Raw genomic sequence first — 16,691 nt, forward strand, 5'->3', positions numbered from 1 at the left:
TCGAGCCTCAGCTAAGAACGCGCTGAACGTGGCACGCCGTTTTTCTCTGAATAACGGCTGCCTAGCCACCAGGTGATCAGCGCCGCCAGGGCGATCGCGCCCAGCACGGCAAACGCACTTCGATAGGAATAGGCTGCGGCAATGTTTCCCGCCAACGCGGGACTCATTGCCGCGCCGACGCCCTGCATTAGCATGATAAAACCCTGACCTGCATTGGTATGTCCGCTGCCCTCAAGCACCTTCACGATATAACCCGGCACCGCCACGCCCAGCAGACCCGCCGCTATGCCATCCAGAATCTGTACCGGAACCATGAAATAAGCGCCGTCAAAAGCGGAAGCAATCAACGCACGTAATGGCAGCACCAGCAGCGCCGCCGTGATCAGCGCCGGATAACCAAAACGCGGCGCGCGACGTGCGGCATACAGCGCCATGGGAATCATCACGCATTGTGAAATAACCACCGTGGCGGCGGCATAAAGTCCGGGGCTGATGGCTGCGTTATGCGCTGCCGCCACCCGCAAGCTCAGCATAGGTAACAGCGCAGCATTGCCTAGATGGAAAAGTAACAGCGTGACTCCCGTGATGATGACGGCGGGATTACGGGCAATCTGATAAAGACGCGGTACGTTAGCGGCGGATTCGCTACCAGAGAGCCCGCGCGCGGCAAGGTTGTCGATGTCGTTATGGCGAATAGCCAGCACGGCTGCACCTGCGCACAGCGCCATCGTCGTCATTAGCACAAACACCGCGCCCGTTCCCCACAACCACACTGAAGCGCCAGCAATAATGGCGGCCGTCATATTTCCGCCGTGGTTGAAGGCTTCATTTCTCCCCATTTGATGGCTAAATCCTTGCGGACCCGCTAAGCCGAGGGTGATCCCGGTCAACACTGGCGCGATGAGCGCGGCTGAAAGGCCGGTGACAATCTGCGATAAAACCACGATCCAACCCTGATGGAAATACCAAAGCAGCAAGGTGGAAAGGGTGATCAGGATTGATCCAGTGATAAGCAGCGAACGTTTATGGCGCGTGGCGTCAGTGGCTAAACCCGCCGGCAGGGTAGCGACAAGACCCGCAAGGCCACCGGCAGTCATTACCCAGCCAATATCTCCCGCATTCCAGTGGCGTTCTGTGAGAAATATGCCGAGAAAAGGCCCAAGACCATCTCGTACGTCAGCCATAAAAAAGTTAACCAGACACAGAGCCTGAAGCGAACGCAGTGGCATAGAAATCCTTAGCAAGTCATAACGGGACGAACGTAATCATGGCAGGAAAACGGCGATTTTCCTGCTGTGATGGGCGTTAATCATGGTGCCGGCTGCCAAACCGCTGCCGGTACTGGCCCGGCGTGACGCCGGTGAGTTTGCGGAAAATTTTGCGAAAGGCGGAAGGATCGCTGTAGCCGATCTCCCAGGCGATCTGATCGACCGAACGATTACTCAGCTCCAGCGCATCGCGCGCTTTCATAATGCGTACCTGCTGCAAATAATCCGTTGGCCGCAGGCCGGTTGCTTTCTGGAAATGGCGCAGAAAGGTCCGTGGCGTCATGCTTGCCAGCGCCGACATGCTCTCGATGCTGTGCTGCTCGGCAACATGGGCGTGAAGATGATGCTGCGCGCGGAGAATCTGGCTGTCGCCGTGATCGAAATTGGGGATAAACGCCGAGTAAGTGCTTTGCTCGCGACGCGGCGGATCGATCAGTAAAAAGCGTGAGGTCGCCAGCATGGTGCCGGTGCCGAGTACTTTTTCGATCAGCGTTAAACCCAAATCCGTCCACGCGAGAATCCCACCGGCGGTAATAATATCGCCATCGTCAATCACCATATTTTCCACCGCGACTTCCACCGCAGGAAAACGCTCTGACAGCGTCTGCGCAAAGGCCCAGTGCGTGGTGGCGCGACGGTGATCGATCAGTCCGGTTTCGGCCAGCACAAAGGCACCGGCGCACACCGAACAGAGCGTTACGCCTTCATCATAAAGCCCGCTCATCCAGTTGGCGGGCACCTTCATGGGCACCATTTTCGCTGGCACCACCAGACTTGGCGGCGCAATCACGTGGCTCAATCGATGTGGTGTATCGGGATGGCTATCCCAGACGCAAACCATTTGGTCGCTGTGCGCATCGATCTGCCAATGTGAGACACGTATCGTCCGCTTGCGCTCCTCACCAGAAATGTTTTCCGCCCATTCCGCGGCAATCCTGAACATATCGGTTAAGCCATAAATCGCCGCGAGCTGGCAATCGGGGTAGAGCACCAGGCCAATTTCCGCCACAACGCTGTTTTCTGCAGTTTTCATCATTTGTCAGTTACGGACCTTAATGTGTCATATTTGACAATGTTAGCCGCTGCCGCTTTCCGTGACAATAAGCCCATCGAACACAGACAATCACATACAGAGGACTTACTCATGAGCAACGGCATCATCACCACTCAAGACGGTACCAAAATCTTTTACAAAGACTGGGGCCCAAAAAATGCCCAACCGGTAGTGTTTCACCACGGTTGGCCGTTAAGCGCCGATGACTGGGACAACCAAATGTTGTTTTTCCTGGCACAAGGTTATCGCGTTATCGCCCACGACCGTCGCGGCCACGGCCGTTCTGACCAAACCGATAGCGGCAACGATATGACCACATACGCCGCCGACGTGGCAGAACTGGCCAAAGCGCTGGATCTGCGCAACGCCATCCATATCGGTCACTCAACCGGTGGCGGTGAAGTGGCGCGTTATGTGGCGCATGCCGAGAAAGGCCGCGTGGCGAAAGCGGTGTTGATGGGCGCCGTGCCGCCAATCATGCTGCAAACCGCTGCCAATCCAGAAGGTTTGCCGAAAGAGGTGTTTGACGGTTTCCGCTCAGCGCTGGCCGCTAACCGCGCGCAGTTCTTTATCGATGTGCCAGCGGGTCCGTTTTACGGCTTTAACCGTCCAGGTGCGAAAGTGAGCCAGGGTTTGATCGATAACTGGTGGCGTCAGGGCATGGCGGGCGGTGCTAAGGCGCAATATGACTGTATCACTGCGTTCTCGGAAACCGATTTTACCGAAGATCTCAAAGCGATCACGGTGCCGGTATTGGTGCTGCACGGGGAAGACGATCAGGTGGTGCCAATTGATGATTCGGCGCACAAGGCGATTAAGTTGCTGAAACAGGGCACGCTGAAAACCTATCCAGGCTTGTCGCACGGTATGTTCACGACGCATCCTGAGCAGATTAATCCAGACTTGCTGGCGTTTGCGAAAGAGTAAATTACTGAGCGTGCATATCGTAGCGGCGCAATTTATTGCGCGATAAATCGCGCCGCTACGAAATATTCAATATTTTTATTTTATTCGTTATTTTCCGTAATTTTGCGGTATGCGGCGGGTGTGATGCCGGTTACCCGGCTGAACGCTCGTCGCATCACGTCAGCGCCGGAAAATCCGCACTGTAATGCCAGCGTTTTTGCGGGCAGCGATTTTTGTTCCAGCAGCTGTTTTGCTTTCGCCACGCGCTCGCGCTCCAGCCATTGTCCCGGCGTCATCCCCAATTCATTGCGGAATAATCGCGTCAGATGCCTTTCACTGATCGCCATATGTTCGGCCATCATCGCCACGGTTTTAACTTCCGCCAGATGCGAAATCACCCAACGCTGTAACTCCTGCAACGCCGAGCGGCCGCGCAACGATGCGCTGTTGCTGCGCATAAAATGCGCCTGATTGACCGGACGACGGAAAAACATCACCAGATGCGCGGCGATCTCAATCACGACTTCACGCCCAAGATCCTCTTCCACCAGACGCAGCGCCAGATCCAGCCCGGACGTAACGCCCGCGGCGGTACGCACTCGCCCATCTGCAACGCACAACGCATCGGCATCTACGGTGATCTCCGGATAGCGCGAAGCCAGTAAAGCGGCGCTTTCCCAGTGCGTGGTGACGCGTTTGCCGGCCAGCAATCCAGTACGCGCCAGCAGCAACGCGCCGCTGCACACCGAGCCGAAACGCTGGCTACGCTGGCATAAACCGCTCAGCGCATGCAGCAGGTTGTCATCGGCAGCAAAATTTTCTATGCCCGGCGCGCCAGCGATCAGAAAGGTGTGCGGCGCATAGTTCTGCGTTTCAGCCAGCTGCAAATCGGCGCTCAGCCGCACGCCGGATGATGCGTGAATTTCACCGCCCTCAACTGCGATAATGCGGGGCGTGTAGATCTGCCGCTGCAGCAGACGGTTGGCTTCGGCAAACACATCCACCGGGCCGCAAACGTCGAGTAACTGCACGCCCGGCACCGCCAGAATCGCTATTTCATGACGCATTCATTTCCTCATGTCGCAAAACATCACAATGTCTTTAATCGTCTGTATTGGGCACTTTAAGACTTTTAGCCTGCGCTCTATGGTGGAAAAAGACAACCAACAGGAGAGAAAAATGAGCGTGAACATTACCGGCATCCGCATCCCGGACAGCAAAATGGCCCGCGAAGCGACAGAGTTTGTGCGCGATACCGAATCAGAGTTGCTGTTTAACCACTCCAGCCGCGTCTATTACTGGGGCGCGCTAGCGGGGCAGCAGCGTGGAGTTAACGTCGATCGCGAGCTGCTGTATATCGGCTGCATGTTCCATGACATCGGCCTGACGCACGAGCACTGCAGTTGCGATAAACGTTTTGAAGTGGATGGTGCCAATGCCGCGCGGGAATTTCTGCAAGGCTACGGCATCGCTCCCAGTGATATCGATAAGGTGTGGACCGCGATTGCGCTGCACACCACGCCGGGAATACCGGAGTTTATGGCACCAGAAATAGCGCTGGTTACCGCGGGCGTGGAGATGGACGTGCTGGGCATCGGTTATGAGAAGTTTGCGGAAGAGGAGATTGGCGCCGTGACGGCGAACTATCCGCGCCCGGCGGCGTTCAAGGAGGCGATCATTCAGGCCTTTTACGATGGCATCCGGCATAAACCGGACACCACCTTTGGCAATGTAAAAGCCGATGTGATTAAGGATAAAGAGCCGGATTTCTCACCGCTCAATTTCTGTCGCGTTATCCGTCAGTCTCGCTGGCCGGGCTGAGTGAGGTTTTCGCCCGGCTGTTCGCAGCCGGGAAACCCTGCTTAGCACGCAGTGCAATGGCCAACGCGACCAACAGCAATAGCAGAATCGCCCACGGAAAAGATTGGGAGCCGACATGTTCAAGCAACATTCCGCCGGTCAAACCGCCGAGGGCGATAGCGCTGTTCCAGGTGACGACATTCATGGAGAGCGCGACATCGGCATATTCACCGGCGGCATCTGCCAGAGCCGTTTGCAGCAGCGTCGCGGCACCGCCGAAGGTGAGTCCCCAAACGGCTATGCCCGCATAGATCACGGCGGGTGTTGGCGTACTCAGACCAAAAATCAGCGACACCGCAGCAAAGATGGAGAGTGACAGCAGCACCGCTTTGCGCAGATGGGTATCAATGATCTTGCCGGTAATGAATATTCCACCCAATGCCGCGATGCCAAAGATCAGCAGCACCACATCCACGCGATGCGCCAGACCGGCTGAAGCAATGAACGGCGCGATGTAGGTATAGAGAATGTTATGCGCCAGCATCCAGGTCAGCACCACGCCAAGCACGGCACATACGCCGGGGATACGTAATACTGCGCCGAGCGGCATTTTTTGCGTGGCAGATTGGCCGGGATAGTTCGGCACGGCCAGCAGAATCCAGCCAATCAGAATAATCGAGAGTCCCGACATGGCGGCAAATGTCAGACGCCATCCCAGCAACGAGCCCATCCATGTGCCTGCCGGAACACCGAGTGAAAGGGCGATTGGCGTACCCACCATGGCGAGCGCCAATGCGCGTCCCTGCAGCGATGGAACCACCATTCTTCGCGCATAGCCCGCAATCAAACTCCACGCCAAACCGGCTGAGGCACCAGCAAAAAATCGCGCTATTAAGATGATAACGATGTCTGAAGAGACGGCGGTGAGGGTGTTAAACAGCAGAAATCCACACACGGTGCTTAGCAACACAACCCGGCGCGACCAGCTTCGGGTCAGTAATGTGAGCGGAATCGCGGCCAGTAGCGAACCGGCTGCATAGGCGGTAACCCATTGACCGGCCAGCGAGGGGGAAATATTGAGCCCCTGACTGATTTGTGGCAGCAATCCGGCGGGTATGGTTTCAGTCAGAATGCAGATAAAACCTGCCATTGCGAGCGCCAAAAGCGCCAGGATTGGCAGCCGTTGGGCTTCTTCGTGCTTAAACGTTGAATTCATTATTTAGCCTGCTCTTGATTTGCAACAGCGCCGCAAAGCGCCATGAATATATGTATCGATCGGTATATATATTGCGGAGGCAAGCTGTGCGTTGTCAATGAATTCTGTATCGATTAGTATAAATGGCGGAGGATGTGATGATGAGAACAGGCAGACCAAGACAATTTGACCGGGATGAAGCGGTAATCAAAGCGATGCACCTTTTCTGGGAAAACGGCTATGAATCAACCTCGCTGGCGCAGCTCAAAGCCTCGATAGGCAAAGGCATCACCGCGCCAAGCTTCTATGCCGCGTTTGGATCGAAAGAGGCGCTCTTTGCTGAAGCCGTGAACTGTTATTTGCAAACCCATGCTCAGGTCACGGAAGCTTTGTGGGATACCCGCGTGCCCGCTCGCCAGGCGCTGGAAACCGCGCTGCTCAACTCCGCCAGAATGCAGTACGATCCTTCGCATCCGCGCGGATGCATGGTGGCACTGAGCGTGATGTCTTCCTGTTCTGAGGAAAATCGCCACGTGCTTAAACCGCTTGCAGCATCGCGCATGCGCACCCGTGAAGGGATCAAGCATTGCGTTGAAAGAGGGATCGGCAGCGGTGAGTTGCGGGATGATGAGGAGACGCTTTCCCTTGCGGTCAGTTTCAACAGTTTTATGCTGGGGATCTCGACGCTGGCGCGCGATGAGGTTCCTCTCGGCGAGATTGAGCACGGAATCGCCCAGATGATGAGATTGTGGGATGCCTCGCGGGCAATCCCCCAACCTTGACGCGCGTTACGGTTTGCGCTGCAGCGTAATGCGGGTCAACTCCGATGGTCGGCCCAAACGCACCGCCATGCCAGGCCAGAGCGCGGTGCCGTTGTTGACGTAGAGTTGCATGCCGTCGACCTGATACAGCCCCGACACGAAGCCCGCGTTGGGTTTGGCAAACAGGCGATCAAAGCCAACAATCAGGCCGCCGTGCGTGTGGCCGGACAGCTGCAGATCGATGTTTTTCAGCGCATTTTGCCGGGCGTTGCGCGGCTGGTGATCGAGCAGGATGATCGGGGCATGTTCCGGCGCACCGGCCAGCGCTAGCTCCAAATCGGGGCCAACTGCGCCACGTCGTGCTGCTGAGGTATCCGGCATGCCGGCGATCACCAGCTCGGCGTTATCGCGTTTAATTACCGTATGACGATTGAGTAACGGCTCCAGACCCAGCGACGCCAGATGCGCGGTCCAGCGCTCCTGCTCAAAGAAATATTCGTGATTGCCGGTAATGGCGAAAACGCCATCGCGGGCATGCAATCCACGCAGCGGCTCGACGTCCGCACGCCGGTTTTGCAGCGTGCCGTCAATCACATCGCCGGTGACCAGAATCAGATCGACATCCAGCGTCATGGCTTTTTGCACCAGCGCGCGCGTCCATTTCTCATTGAAGAGTTTGGTGATGTGCATATCGGTCAACTGCAACAGTTGATAGCCTTCAAATTCGCGCGGAAGGTTGTCGATTTCGATGGTCACATCTTTGATGGGCGGAACGCGGATAGCCTGATAAACGCCAACCGTGGCGAGAATCAAGGCAAACGCCGCCGCTACATAACGTACCGCGGGCACGATTTCAAACGGATGGCGGAACAACAGCGAAACCAGCGCCACCACATCAATCACAAACTGCGTCAGCGCGAGGAACAGAACGGCGCTGAAACCCCAGTTGAACAGGATGACGATGGCGCGCGGCATTTCCGGCGAGAACATGCTGCCAGAGGTAAAACGGCTCACCAGCAAATACTGCGAAGCCAGCAACACCAGCAGAGAAAGGATGATTTTTAACAGCAAGGGCATGGCTAACGGGAACAAAAATCGGGCGATCACATACCAGCTCGGTATGCTGAAAATCAGATGAAACATCACTTACTTCCCTGGTTCAAGGGCGCTGATTTAGCGCAAAAATTTACCCGCAAAGAGCGTTACTGACGGCACTGTTAATGGAAACCGCATTATCGGGTGATGCCTTCAGCCAGTGTGGCCATCAGTAACGCACGACGGGATTCAAGTTCACTAATTTGGCGTTCAATATCCGCCAGCCGCTTATATTGCACAGCTTGGGTTTCCGGGCAGAATGCTGCCCCTTCGACCATGCGCATACAATCCGGAAAAGAGCAGATTTCGGCAATGCTGAAACCGGTATTGATCAGCCGCTGAATCTGCCGCACCTGTGTTATCGCCTGTAGCGGGAAAAAACGGTATCCGTTACAGGCGCGTGTTGAAGTCAGCAGATGATGGCGATCGTAATGACGGATGGCGCGCACGCTCACGCCTGTCTCTCTTGCCAACTCTCCAATTGATAACTGCATAAGTTGCTCCCCATCAAGCGGCTTGACTCTGACATCAGTGTCAGGGTTCAGGATAGCCGGGAATCATTCATTTAAGGAGACTTTTTATGCTGTTACTTATTAAACGCACACTGTTTGGCGTCGTTCTCATGCTCTTTTCTGCCACGCTGTTTGCCGCTGAGAAGCAGTACACCATTACCGCGCCAGATGGCGTAAGGCTTGCAGTACAGGAATCAGGTAATCCTAATGGTTTACCTATAGTGTTTATTCACGGTTTGCTTGGCAGCCACTTAAACTGGGAAAAACAGATCAGTGATGCGCAGTTACAGCAACGCTATCGGCTGATTACTTTCGATATGCGTGGGCACGGTTTATCCGACAAGCCTGAACAAGAATCAGCTTACCGCGATGGAAAACGCTGGGCCGACGATCTCCGCGCAGTGATTAATCAAAGCCATGCAAATAAGCCGCTATTGGTCGGATGGTCATTGGGCGGAGCGGTGATCACCAACTATCTGGCGGCCTACGGTGACGGTAATATCAGTGGCGCTATCTACGTCGACGGTGTGGTAGAACTTAATCCCACTTTGATTCCGGCGCATGAAGTGTATGGTGCAATGACGGCAAGTGATTTGAAAACGCATCTGGATGGCGAGCGGGCCTTTCTACACCTTTGCTTCTATCAGCAACCTGACCGCACAACCTTTGAACGTCTGCTGGCTAACGCCGCGCTGGCTGCATGGCCCATGCAACGAGCGGTGCCAACCATGACCATTGCCTTGGAAAAAGGAGTAAAAAAATCGCGTGTGCCGCTGCTGTTTATCTACGGTGAGCATGATGCATTGGTGAATCCTGCTGCATCTCTCGCCAGAGTAAAGAGTATCAATCCGCGTATTCAGACACAGATGTTTGCCAATTCTGGCCATGCGCCATTTATCGAAGAATCTGCACGTTTTAATCGAACACTGGCAACTTTTGCTTCAGCTTTATAAAGTCTGAGGGGCCGCCATCTTCGGCGGCCTTTATCCCGCGTTCACCACGGAGGATGCATGCAACGCCAGCAGCTGTTCGACTACATCAATCAGCACTATCAGGTAGAACCCGATTATCCGTGGAAAAAGCACAGTGAATATGCGGTGCTGCGTCATCCGCGGCACCGCAAGTGGTTTGCGCTGGTGTTCCCGCTGGAGAGTCATAAACTCGGTTTGCCGGATGGGCCGGTCATTGATGTGATGAACATCAAAGCGCGGCCTGAATTGATTGGATCGCTGCGCCAGTTACCCGGCGTTTATCCGGCTTACCACATGAACAAAGAGCATTGGCTGAGCATCACGCTGGAGAACGGCTTGCCGGATAGCGAGATTGTGGCGCTGCTCGACGATAGCTTCAGTCTGACGTTTTAGCGCGCGAGCGGCGCGACGGCATCATGCGCACTAACGTATTGTCTTTGAACAGATAATGGTGCGCCAGCGCGGCAACGGCGTGGATGCCAATCAGCCAGTAACCGTAAGGCGCGAGGGTTTCATGCCAGTCCGCAATTGTGTCGGCGAAATCCGGATCCGGATTGCTACTTACCGGCATCGGAATGCCAAAAATCCACCAGGTGCGGCCCATATAGAAGCGCGACAAAATGCCCAGCGTGGGTAAGACAATGAAAAACACGTAGATCGCCAGATGCATCAGATGCGCCAGGCCGGTTTGCCAGTGCGGCGGCTTGGGCAAAATCGCCGGGCTGCGATGGCGAAAACGCAGCAGGATGCGTGATAGCATAATCACCAGCACACAACTTCCTGCGCTAAAGTGACTAATAATCATCGCAAAGCCTTGCCACGAACCGCGCGTCGCCAGTCCACGAAATTCCATGGTGCAATACGCAGTGACGACCAACAGGAAGGTCAACCAATGAAGAAAAATCTGCGATGGGGCGTATTTATTGCTCATCTCTAATCCGTAAAAAGACCTGGCGGGACGGTTACTTTAATGGAAAACACGCTGAATTAATTCATTATTTGACACATCAGCAACAGCGTTTTTACCTTTGCGCTTCCGTTGCCACCAACAGCTGACTCAGCAAGGTTTTCAGCTGCGTTTGCTGCGATGCATCCAGCGTTTCCAGCAGGCTATTTTGCGTTTGCGTGTGTACCAGCAGCGCTTGCTCGATCTTTGCTAAGCCTTCATCGGTGAGCGCCACCAGCATGCTGCGCTTATCGTCGGGATCGGCAGCGCGCACAATCGAACCCACTTCTTCCAGCCGATTGAGGCGATTGGTCATCGCGCCCGATGTCACCAGCAATGATTTGTACAGCTGGGTCGGCGATAAGCGATAGGGCGCACCCGCGCGCCGCAGCGTCGCCAGCACATCAAATTCGCCATCGCGAAAACCAAACGGTGCCAGCGCTTCAGCGCGCGTTTTCGCCAGATGTTTCATGATGCGCAGCATGCGACCAAATACCGCCATCGACGATGCATCCAGCTCCGGCATCGCGCTGGCCCACTGTTCCACTACAAAATCGACATGATCGGTCATACGGATTTCCCCTGATGCAGTTCTTACCTGGTTGCACAATCCGTAGCGGCGCAATTTATTGCGCGATGAATCGCGCCGCTACGGATTGTGCGGTGATCAATATTCGCTATCTCATCCCCATTTGTTGCTTTGTGCGCATGGGCTATTGCTACTGCGAAAAGTATCTTAACGTTAAGATACTTTTAATGAGCATGGAGATGCAAAGTGAATCGTACTTTACCTGCGGTTGGGATGTTTGCCTTACTGGTTTTTGTTATCGCACTGAATTTGCGGCCGATTATGGCGGCGATGGGGCCGCTGTTTCCGCTCCTGCAGCGCGACGCGCAGCTCAGCGCCACGCAGCTTAGCCTGCTGACTACGTTGCCGGTAATCATGATGGGATTGGCGGCGCTGGCCGGTCCGCTGCTGTTGCGCCGGCTTGGCGAAGTGCGCGGGATCGCTGCCGGATTGCTGTTGCTGGCGCTGGCGAGCGTAGCGCGCGGATTCGACCAATCTGCCACAGCGTTGATTATCAGCGCGCTGGTGGCGGGTTGCGGTATCGGATTAATTCAGGCGTTGATGCCAGCGCAAATAAAACGTCACTTCGGTGCGAAAGCGGGCACGCTGATGGCGCTGTTCACCACCGGGATAATGGCGGGCGCAGCGATTGCCGCCGCCAGCGCCGCGCCACTGGCGAATACACAAGGTTTAGCGTTAACACTGGCGATTCCGGTGGTTCCCGCGCTCATCGCGCTGTTATTGTGGCTGACTTTTTCACGCGGCGTAACGCCAATGCAAAGTAGCCAGGCTCCACGCGCTGCTCGCTCGCCGCGTGCCTGGCTGTTGATGATCTTCTTTGGCATTGGCACCGGCGCGTACACCTTGGTGCTGGCTTGGCTGCCGCCGTTTTACATGCAGCACGGCTGGCAACCGGAGCAGAGCGGCTACGTGCTGGGCGCGCTGACGCTGACGGAAGTTGCCGCGGGCTTTGTGCTGTCGGCGCTTATCCATCGCTTCCGCGATCGTCGCCGTCCGCTGCTGGTGGTTTTAACCCTGATTCTGCTGGGCTTGATCAGTTTGCTGATGCTGGGCGGCGCGCAGGCGTGGCTGCCAACATTGCTGCTTGGATTGGGCATCGGCGCGCTGTTCCCACTCTCGCTGATTGTCACGCTTGATCATGCGCACACGCCGGAAGAGGCGGGCGCATTGCTATCCTTCGTGCAGGGCGGCGGTTATTTGCTGGCGGCCTTGATGCCTCTAATCGCTGGCATCGTGCGTGACCGCGCCGCCTCGCTGGATAGCGCGTGGGTAATCATGAGCGTGGGCATTGTGTTGCTGATGGTTATGGCGCTGCGGTTTAAACCGCAGCGATAAACGCGCGGCACAGAATGTGATAAAACGTGGGGCAATTTTTTCACGTAGGGTCGTCATTTATGACGACCTGGCAAAACAAGGACAAGGAGCAACGATGTCACCACAAGTGGGAATCGGCGTTTTGATATTCCGCGACGGGAAACTGTTATTGGGCCAACGCAAAGGCAGCCACGGCGCGGGCGACTGGTCTGCGCCGGGCGGGCATCTGGAATTTGGCGAATCGCCGGAAGCCTGTGCGCGTCGCGAAGTGCTGGAAGAAACCGGCTTACAGCTGGGTGAACTGCAAAACGGCGCGTTCGTTAGCGATGTGTTTCCCGAGGTCAACAAGCACTACATCACGCTGCTGATGGTAGCGCAGGAAGCAATTGGTGAACCGCAGCTAATGGAGCCCGAAAAGTGCCGCGGTTGGCAGTGGTTCGCACCAGAGGATCTGCCGCAACCGCTGTTTGCGCCGCTGCGCACCTGGATGGCGCGCGATGGATTGGCGGCGCTGCAAGCGTTGGCGAAATCGACTTAAAGAATCAGCTTCATCACCGTAACATCTTCATCAGCAATCTCGCGCTGTTCCACATCCTGCCAGCCGAAGCGGCGATAGAGCGCTTGTTGATCCGGCGTATACAGCCACAGCGCGCTAATCCCACGCTGACGTGCTTCGGTAATTAAGCGCGTCACCAAGCCACTCGCCAATCCTTTACCACGATGTTCTGCGGCAGTAATCACTTCACCGAGCCAAAACTCGCGCTCGACGATATCGTGCAGTTCGTAATGGATGATGCTGGCGGTCGCCATCAATTCGCCATCGCTTGTGGTGGCCACCAGCGTCAGCGTTTTGGCCTCATCGGCATTGCGCACCTGTAAACGCTGCTGAATCAACGCCGCATCGCGCCAGTTGGGGAAATCCGACCATTCGCGGTACAGCATTTGGGTCACTGCATCCAAAAACTGTGGTTGTTGTGCCAGCAGGCTGATGTGCATTCCGATTCCTAAAAGGTGGCGGGCGAGAGTGACAACATAGCGATGTTGGCGTTGCCAGGCAAACTACGCTGCCTGGCAAAGTATATCAGCCCACTTCGTTCGCCAGCGCCACCGCATCTTCACCGGCGGGAATGCGCATCGGAGCATGCGGATCGGTCGCCGCGCGCCACACCGCTTCGGCCACATCCAGCGCTTTGGTGGTCGGTTGCGGCTGCTGCATTGCGCTGAACACGCCATCTAACAGCGGCTGATACGGCTCAAGCTGCGTGTTCTCCATTCGTGGCGTGGCATTTTTGCCGAAATCGGTGGTGGGCGCCAAACCCGGTAGCACCAGACGCACGTTGATGTTGAACGGCTGCAACTCCAAAGCCAGCGATTCGGTGAAGGCGTTCACCGCCGCTTTACTTGCAGTGTAAACCGCCAGCAGCGGCAGAGATTTCAACGTCACCGTCGAGGTCACGTTGATCACCGTTCCGCCTTGTTTCGCGCGAAACTGCGGCAGCACAGCCTGCGTCAGTGCGATGGTGCCGAGCGTGTTAGTCTCAAACACGTCGCGCACCGTCGATATTGGCGTGCCTTCCAGTGATGCCAGCACGCCAATCCCGGCGTTATTCACCAGCACATCGATGTCGCCCGCTGCGGCGATGGCATTTTTGATGCTGGCGGCATCGCTGACGTCCAATGGCAGCAGACGCAGATTTTCTGACGCCGGAAATAAGTCGGCGCTCGGAGTGCGCATGGTGGCGATCACTTTCCAGCCACGTTCCAGAAAATAGAGCGCGGTGGCGTGACCAAAGCCGGAAGAACAGCCGGTGATTAAAATCGTTTTCATCTTTCACTCCTGCGTTGCATTGGGGTAGACGATCACTATAGAGTCAACCAACTGGACTCACTACAACGCAACGTCCAGCTTTCATTCGCAGGAGTCCAAATGATCGATCCTTTAGCGGAGATGGTGTCGCTGCTGCAGCCGCAAGCGGCGTTTTCTAAACGCGCGCGTGCTAATGGCCGCTGGCGCGTGCATCGCAGTGAAACCGGTCAGCCGTTTTATTGTCTGGTGCTGGAAGGTCGCAGCCAGCTGAAGATGAAAGGGCATCCGCCCATCACGCTGGAGCAGGGCGATTTTGTGCTGATCCCGGCGGCGTGCGAATTTTGCATGACCAGCGCCGAACCGCCCGCCGACGATGCGCCAGAAACCGCGCCACAGATGCTCGCGCCCGGCGAATACTGGATTGGCGACCAACAGCAGCCCGCCGACGTGCAAACTCTGATTGGTTATTGCCAGTTCGGCGCGCCCGATGCCGGATTGATTGTCTCGCTGCTGCCGCAGTTTATTCAGGTGCGCGGCGAATCGCGCCTGACCACGCTGGTGGAATTGGTGATGGATGAATGCCGCGCGCAGCGACCGGCGCGTCATGTGGTGCTGGAACGCTTGCTGGAGCTGCTATTAATAGAAGCGCTGCGATCGATGCCAATCTGCAATGCGTGTCCTGGCGTGATGAGCGGCTTAGCCGACGAACGGCTGGCGGCGGCAATCCGCGCTATCCATGCCAATCCTGCGCACAGCTGGACGGTGGCCGAACTGGCGAAAGCCGCCGCGCTGTCACGTTCCTCTTTCTTTGTGCGTTTCCGCGAAGCGGTTGGCGTGGCGCCGATGGTCTACTTGCTGACGTGGCGCATGGCGCTGGCGAAAAATCTGCTGCGCGGTAAAAGCATGGCGGTGGCCGAAGTGGCAGAGCGCGTCGGCTATCGCTCCGCCAGCGCCTTCAGCGTGGCGTTCAGTCGCTACGTCGGGCAGCCGCCTGCGTGGTTCGCCGCCGAAGAGGATGTTTAGCGATACAGCTTCAAATTGCCGGTTAAACGGGTAATTTTTTTCTTTGGACCGATCAAACCGATCGCCACCAACTCAATCTGATCGCTGTGCGCGTCAGCAATACGTTCGCCATACTCTTCGTACGTTTTGCAGGATTGCGCCAGCGCGCTGAACGGCATCGAAAAAATCTCGCTATCCGCGCCGCTTATTTGCTGCAACTCGCGTAGATAATTACCGTCCGCCAATAACACCGGCAGCGGCGCGTAGATGACGCCGGGATAATTAACGCCATCCAGGCTTTGCTGATCCGGCCCCACCAAATTTCCTATTAATTTTCCAAAACTAATGCCGATAACGCTGGCAGCGTTCATCGCCAATCCGGCGGGCAGCTGCTGATCAATCACGATGGTGCAGCGATGGGTGTTTGCGTCGAAATCCATATTGAGTATTTCACCTTGAGTGGGGATGCAGAAGTAAGTGAATGGTGGAGTATAAATTCCGCACATTTTGTAGCGGCGCGATTTATCGCGCTCATTATCAGCAACACTGTGCCTGACCAGACATTGCGCAATGAATTGCGCCGCTACGGTACATACAAACATCTGTTTGGCAGAGAAAGTATGCCGCAACCCCAAAAGAAAGTGCTTTCTGAATTCGTTGCAAAAGGAACAGATTAGGGATAAAAAATCCCTTAATCGCTAAACAAAGGAAAGGATTATCCACTTATGAGCTTAAGCAAGACAGATATCAAAATCCTCCAGCAGTTGCAGCAGGATGCGCGCATCACCAACCAACATCTCGCCGACGAAATTGGCCTCTCCGCATCGCCAACCTGGCGCAAAGTACGCAAGCTGGAAGAGGACGAAGTGATTCAGGGTTATCGCGCGGTACTTAATCGAAAAAAGATTGGCCTTAATGTGATGGTATTTGTACGCGTCACCATTGATAGCCACAGCGAAGCGGAAGCGCGTAAATTCGAACAAGAAGTGATGGCGCTGGATAATGTGGTTTCCTGCTACAGCATCGGCGGCGATGCGGATTTCTTATTGCAGGTTGTGGCGGCGGATATGGATGCTTATGCGGAATTCGCCATGTCGGTTATTCGAAGATTGCCGGGGATAAAGGAGATGCAGAGTATGTTTGTTTTGAAAGAGATAAAGGGATTGGCGGCGTGGCCTTTGGAGAAATAAAAGCATCGAATAAATCATAACAAATAGATGAAGGTTTGATTAAATTCCACGCATTCTACTTTATGCATCAATATTATCCTCTGCAAGCAATATTAGATCCGAACAATAATAAATACATTCTGGTTTAATTCCTAAATCATCTCTCCCACCTCACAATTCCTTAACTCAAATTGGGCGTTTTCCTGCGTTAGCGTAGATACTCATTTCATCCGATTTCAAATATTAAAAACCTGAAACAAAATAATTCAATCACTTAAATACCTCTGAAGCGTATTGGCATT

General features: G+C 55.2%; 20 protein-coding genes. 9 read left to right on the top strand and 11 right to left on the bottom strand.

The window, feature by feature from the left end; translation table 11 throughout:
- Positions 1-11 precede the first annotated feature (11 nt).
- Positions 12-1,229 carry an MFS transporter gene (locus HX773_RS14650; RefSeq protein ID WP_176972125.1) on the bottom strand — a complete coding sequence of 406 codons (1,218 nt, stop codon included), beginning with the start codon at positions 1,227-1,229 and terminating at the stop codon, positions 12-14.
- Positions 1,230-1,305: 76 nt separating this feature from the next.
- A complete protein-coding gene (locus HX773_RS14655) occupies positions 1,306-2,304 on the bottom strand; it encodes a GlxA family transcriptional regulator (protein ID WP_255433234.1) in 999 nt (332 codons plus the stop codon).
- A gap of 108 nt (positions 2,305-2,412) precedes the next feature.
- Here HX773_RS14655 and HX773_RS14660 point away from each other — a divergent pair, with 108 nt between their 5' ends.
- Positions 2,413-3,249 carry an alpha/beta fold hydrolase gene (locus HX773_RS14660; protein ID WP_176972127.1) on the top strand — a complete coding sequence of 279 codons (837 nt, stop codon included), beginning with the start codon at positions 2,413-2,415 and terminating at the stop codon, positions 3,247-3,249.
- 80 nt (positions 3,250-3,329) lie between these two features.
- Here HX773_RS14660 and HX773_RS14665 read toward each other — a convergent pair whose 3' ends face one another.
- Positions 3,330-4,295 (bottom strand): GlxA family transcriptional regulator, encoded by a 966-nt coding sequence (locus HX773_RS14665; RefSeq protein ID WP_176972128.1) that lies wholly within the window; start codon positions 4,293-4,295, stop codon positions 3,330-3,332.
- Between the two features lie 112 nt (positions 4,296-4,407).
- Here HX773_RS14665 and HX773_RS14670 point away from each other — a divergent pair, with 112 nt between their 5' ends.
- On the top strand, positions 4,408-5,049 hold the full coding sequence (locus HX773_RS14670; protein WP_176972129.1) for an HD domain-containing protein: 642 nt from the start codon (positions 4,408-4,410) through the stop codon (positions 5,047-5,049).
- On the opposite strand, the gene HX773_RS14675 is transcribed toward HX773_RS14670, so the two are convergent.
- Positions 5,021-6,244, bottom strand: a complete 1,224-nt coding sequence (locus HX773_RS14675) for an MFS transporter (RefSeq protein WP_176972130.1) — start codon at positions 6,242-6,244, stop codon at positions 5,021-5,023. The genes HX773_RS14670 and HX773_RS14675 overlap by 29 nt on opposite strands.
- A gap of 137 nt (positions 6,245-6,381) precedes the next feature.
- Between HX773_RS14675 and HX773_RS14680 the strand changes: the two genes are divergently transcribed.
- Positions 6,382-7,005, top strand: a complete 624-nt coding sequence (locus HX773_RS14680; protein ID WP_176972131.1) for a TetR/AcrR family transcriptional regulator — start codon at positions 6,382-6,384, stop codon at positions 7,003-7,005.
- A gap of 6 nt (positions 7,006-7,011) precedes the next feature.
- On the opposite strand, the gene HX773_RS14685 is transcribed toward HX773_RS14680, so the two are convergent.
- Positions 7,012-8,127, bottom strand: a complete 1,116-nt coding sequence (locus tag HX773_RS14685) for a metallophosphoesterase (protein WP_176972132.1) — start codon at positions 8,125-8,127, stop codon at positions 7,012-7,014.
- An 89-nt stretch (positions 8,128-8,216) separates the two neighbouring features.
- Complete coding sequence (locus HX773_RS14690; protein ID WP_176972133.1) at positions 8,217-8,573, bottom strand: MerR family transcriptional regulator; 357 nt, start codon at positions 8,571-8,573, stop codon at positions 8,217-8,219.
- Between the two features lie 86 nt (positions 8,574-8,659).
- Here HX773_RS14690 and HX773_RS14695 point away from each other — a divergent pair, with 86 nt between their 5' ends.
- On the top strand, positions 8,660-9,544 hold the full coding sequence (locus tag HX773_RS14695) for an alpha/beta fold hydrolase (protein ID WP_176972134.1): 885 nt from the start codon (positions 8,660-8,662) through the stop codon (positions 9,542-9,544).
- Positions 9,545-9,601: 57 nt separating this feature from the next.
- Positions 9,602-9,955, top strand: coding sequence for an MmcQ/YjbR family DNA-binding protein (locus HX773_RS14700; RefSeq protein WP_176972135.1), 354 nt, complete (start codon positions 9,602-9,604; stop codon positions 9,953-9,955).
- Here HX773_RS14700 and cybB read toward each other — a convergent pair.
- Together cybB and HX773_RS14710 are read right to left on the bottom strand one after the other, a co-directional pair.
- The gene (gene cybB, locus HX773_RS14705; protein ID WP_176972136.1) at positions 9,939-10,493 is read right to left on the bottom strand and encodes a cytochrome b561; all 555 of its coding nucleotides are present in this window, start codon (positions 10,491-10,493) and stop codon (positions 9,939-9,941) included. The genes HX773_RS14700 and cybB overlap by 17 nt on opposite strands.
- 91 nt (positions 10,494-10,584) lie before the next feature.
- Positions 10,585-11,079, bottom strand: coding sequence for a MarR family winged helix-turn-helix transcriptional regulator (locus HX773_RS14710; protein WP_176972137.1), 495 nt, complete (start codon positions 11,077-11,079; stop codon positions 10,585-10,587).
- Positions 11,080-11,283: 204 nt separating this feature from the next.
- Here HX773_RS14710 and HX773_RS14715 point away from each other — a divergent pair, with 204 nt between their 5' ends.
- On the top strand, positions 11,284-12,432 hold the full coding sequence (locus HX773_RS14715) for an MFS transporter (protein WP_370463611.1): 1,149 nt from the start codon (positions 11,284-11,286) through the stop codon (positions 12,430-12,432).
- Between the two features lie 94 nt (positions 12,433-12,526).
- Positions 12,527-12,949, top strand: a complete 423-nt coding sequence (locus HX773_RS14720) for an NUDIX hydrolase (protein ID WP_176972138.1) — start codon at positions 12,527-12,529, stop codon at positions 12,947-12,949.
- On the opposite strand, the gene HX773_RS14725 is transcribed toward HX773_RS14720, so the two are convergent.
- A complete protein-coding gene (locus tag HX773_RS14725) occupies positions 12,946-13,407 on the bottom strand; it encodes a GNAT family N-acetyltransferase (protein ID WP_176972139.1) in 462 nt (153 codons plus the stop codon). The two genes, HX773_RS14720 and HX773_RS14725, sit on opposite strands and share 4 nt — an antisense overlap.
- An 85-nt stretch (positions 13,408-13,492) precedes the next feature.
- A complete protein-coding gene (locus tag HX773_RS14730) occupies positions 13,493-14,239 on the bottom strand; it encodes an SDR family oxidoreductase (RefSeq protein WP_176972140.1) in 747 nt (248 codons plus the stop codon).
- 99 nt (positions 14,240-14,338) lie between these two features.
- On the opposite strand from HX773_RS14730, the gene HX773_RS14735 reads away from it, so the two are divergent.
- Positions 14,339-15,241 (top strand): AraC family transcriptional regulator, encoded by a 903-nt coding sequence (locus HX773_RS14735; RefSeq protein ID WP_176972141.1) that lies wholly within the window; start codon positions 14,339-14,341, stop codon positions 15,239-15,241.
- On the opposite strand, the gene HX773_RS14740 is transcribed toward HX773_RS14735, so the two are convergent.
- Complete coding sequence (locus HX773_RS14740) at positions 15,238-15,660, bottom strand: DUF2000 domain-containing protein (RefSeq protein WP_176972142.1); 423 nt, start codon at positions 15,658-15,660, stop codon at positions 15,238-15,240. The genes HX773_RS14735 and HX773_RS14740 overlap by 4 nt on opposite strands.
- A 285-nt stretch (positions 15,661-15,945) precedes the next feature.
- Between HX773_RS14740 and HX773_RS14745 the strand changes: the two genes are divergently transcribed.
- The gene (locus HX773_RS14745) at positions 15,946-16,410 is read left to right on the top strand and encodes an Lrp/AsnC family transcriptional regulator (RefSeq protein WP_061719524.1); all 465 of its coding nucleotides are present in this window, start codon (positions 15,946-15,948) and stop codon (positions 16,408-16,410) included.
- Positions 16,411-16,691: the final 281 nt, after the last annotated feature.

This window comes from Pantoea sp. B9002, assembly GCF_013385945.1.
In the GTDB taxonomy this organism is placed as follows: Bacteria; Pseudomonadota; Gammaproteobacteria; order Enterobacterales; family Enterobacteriaceae; genus Pantoea.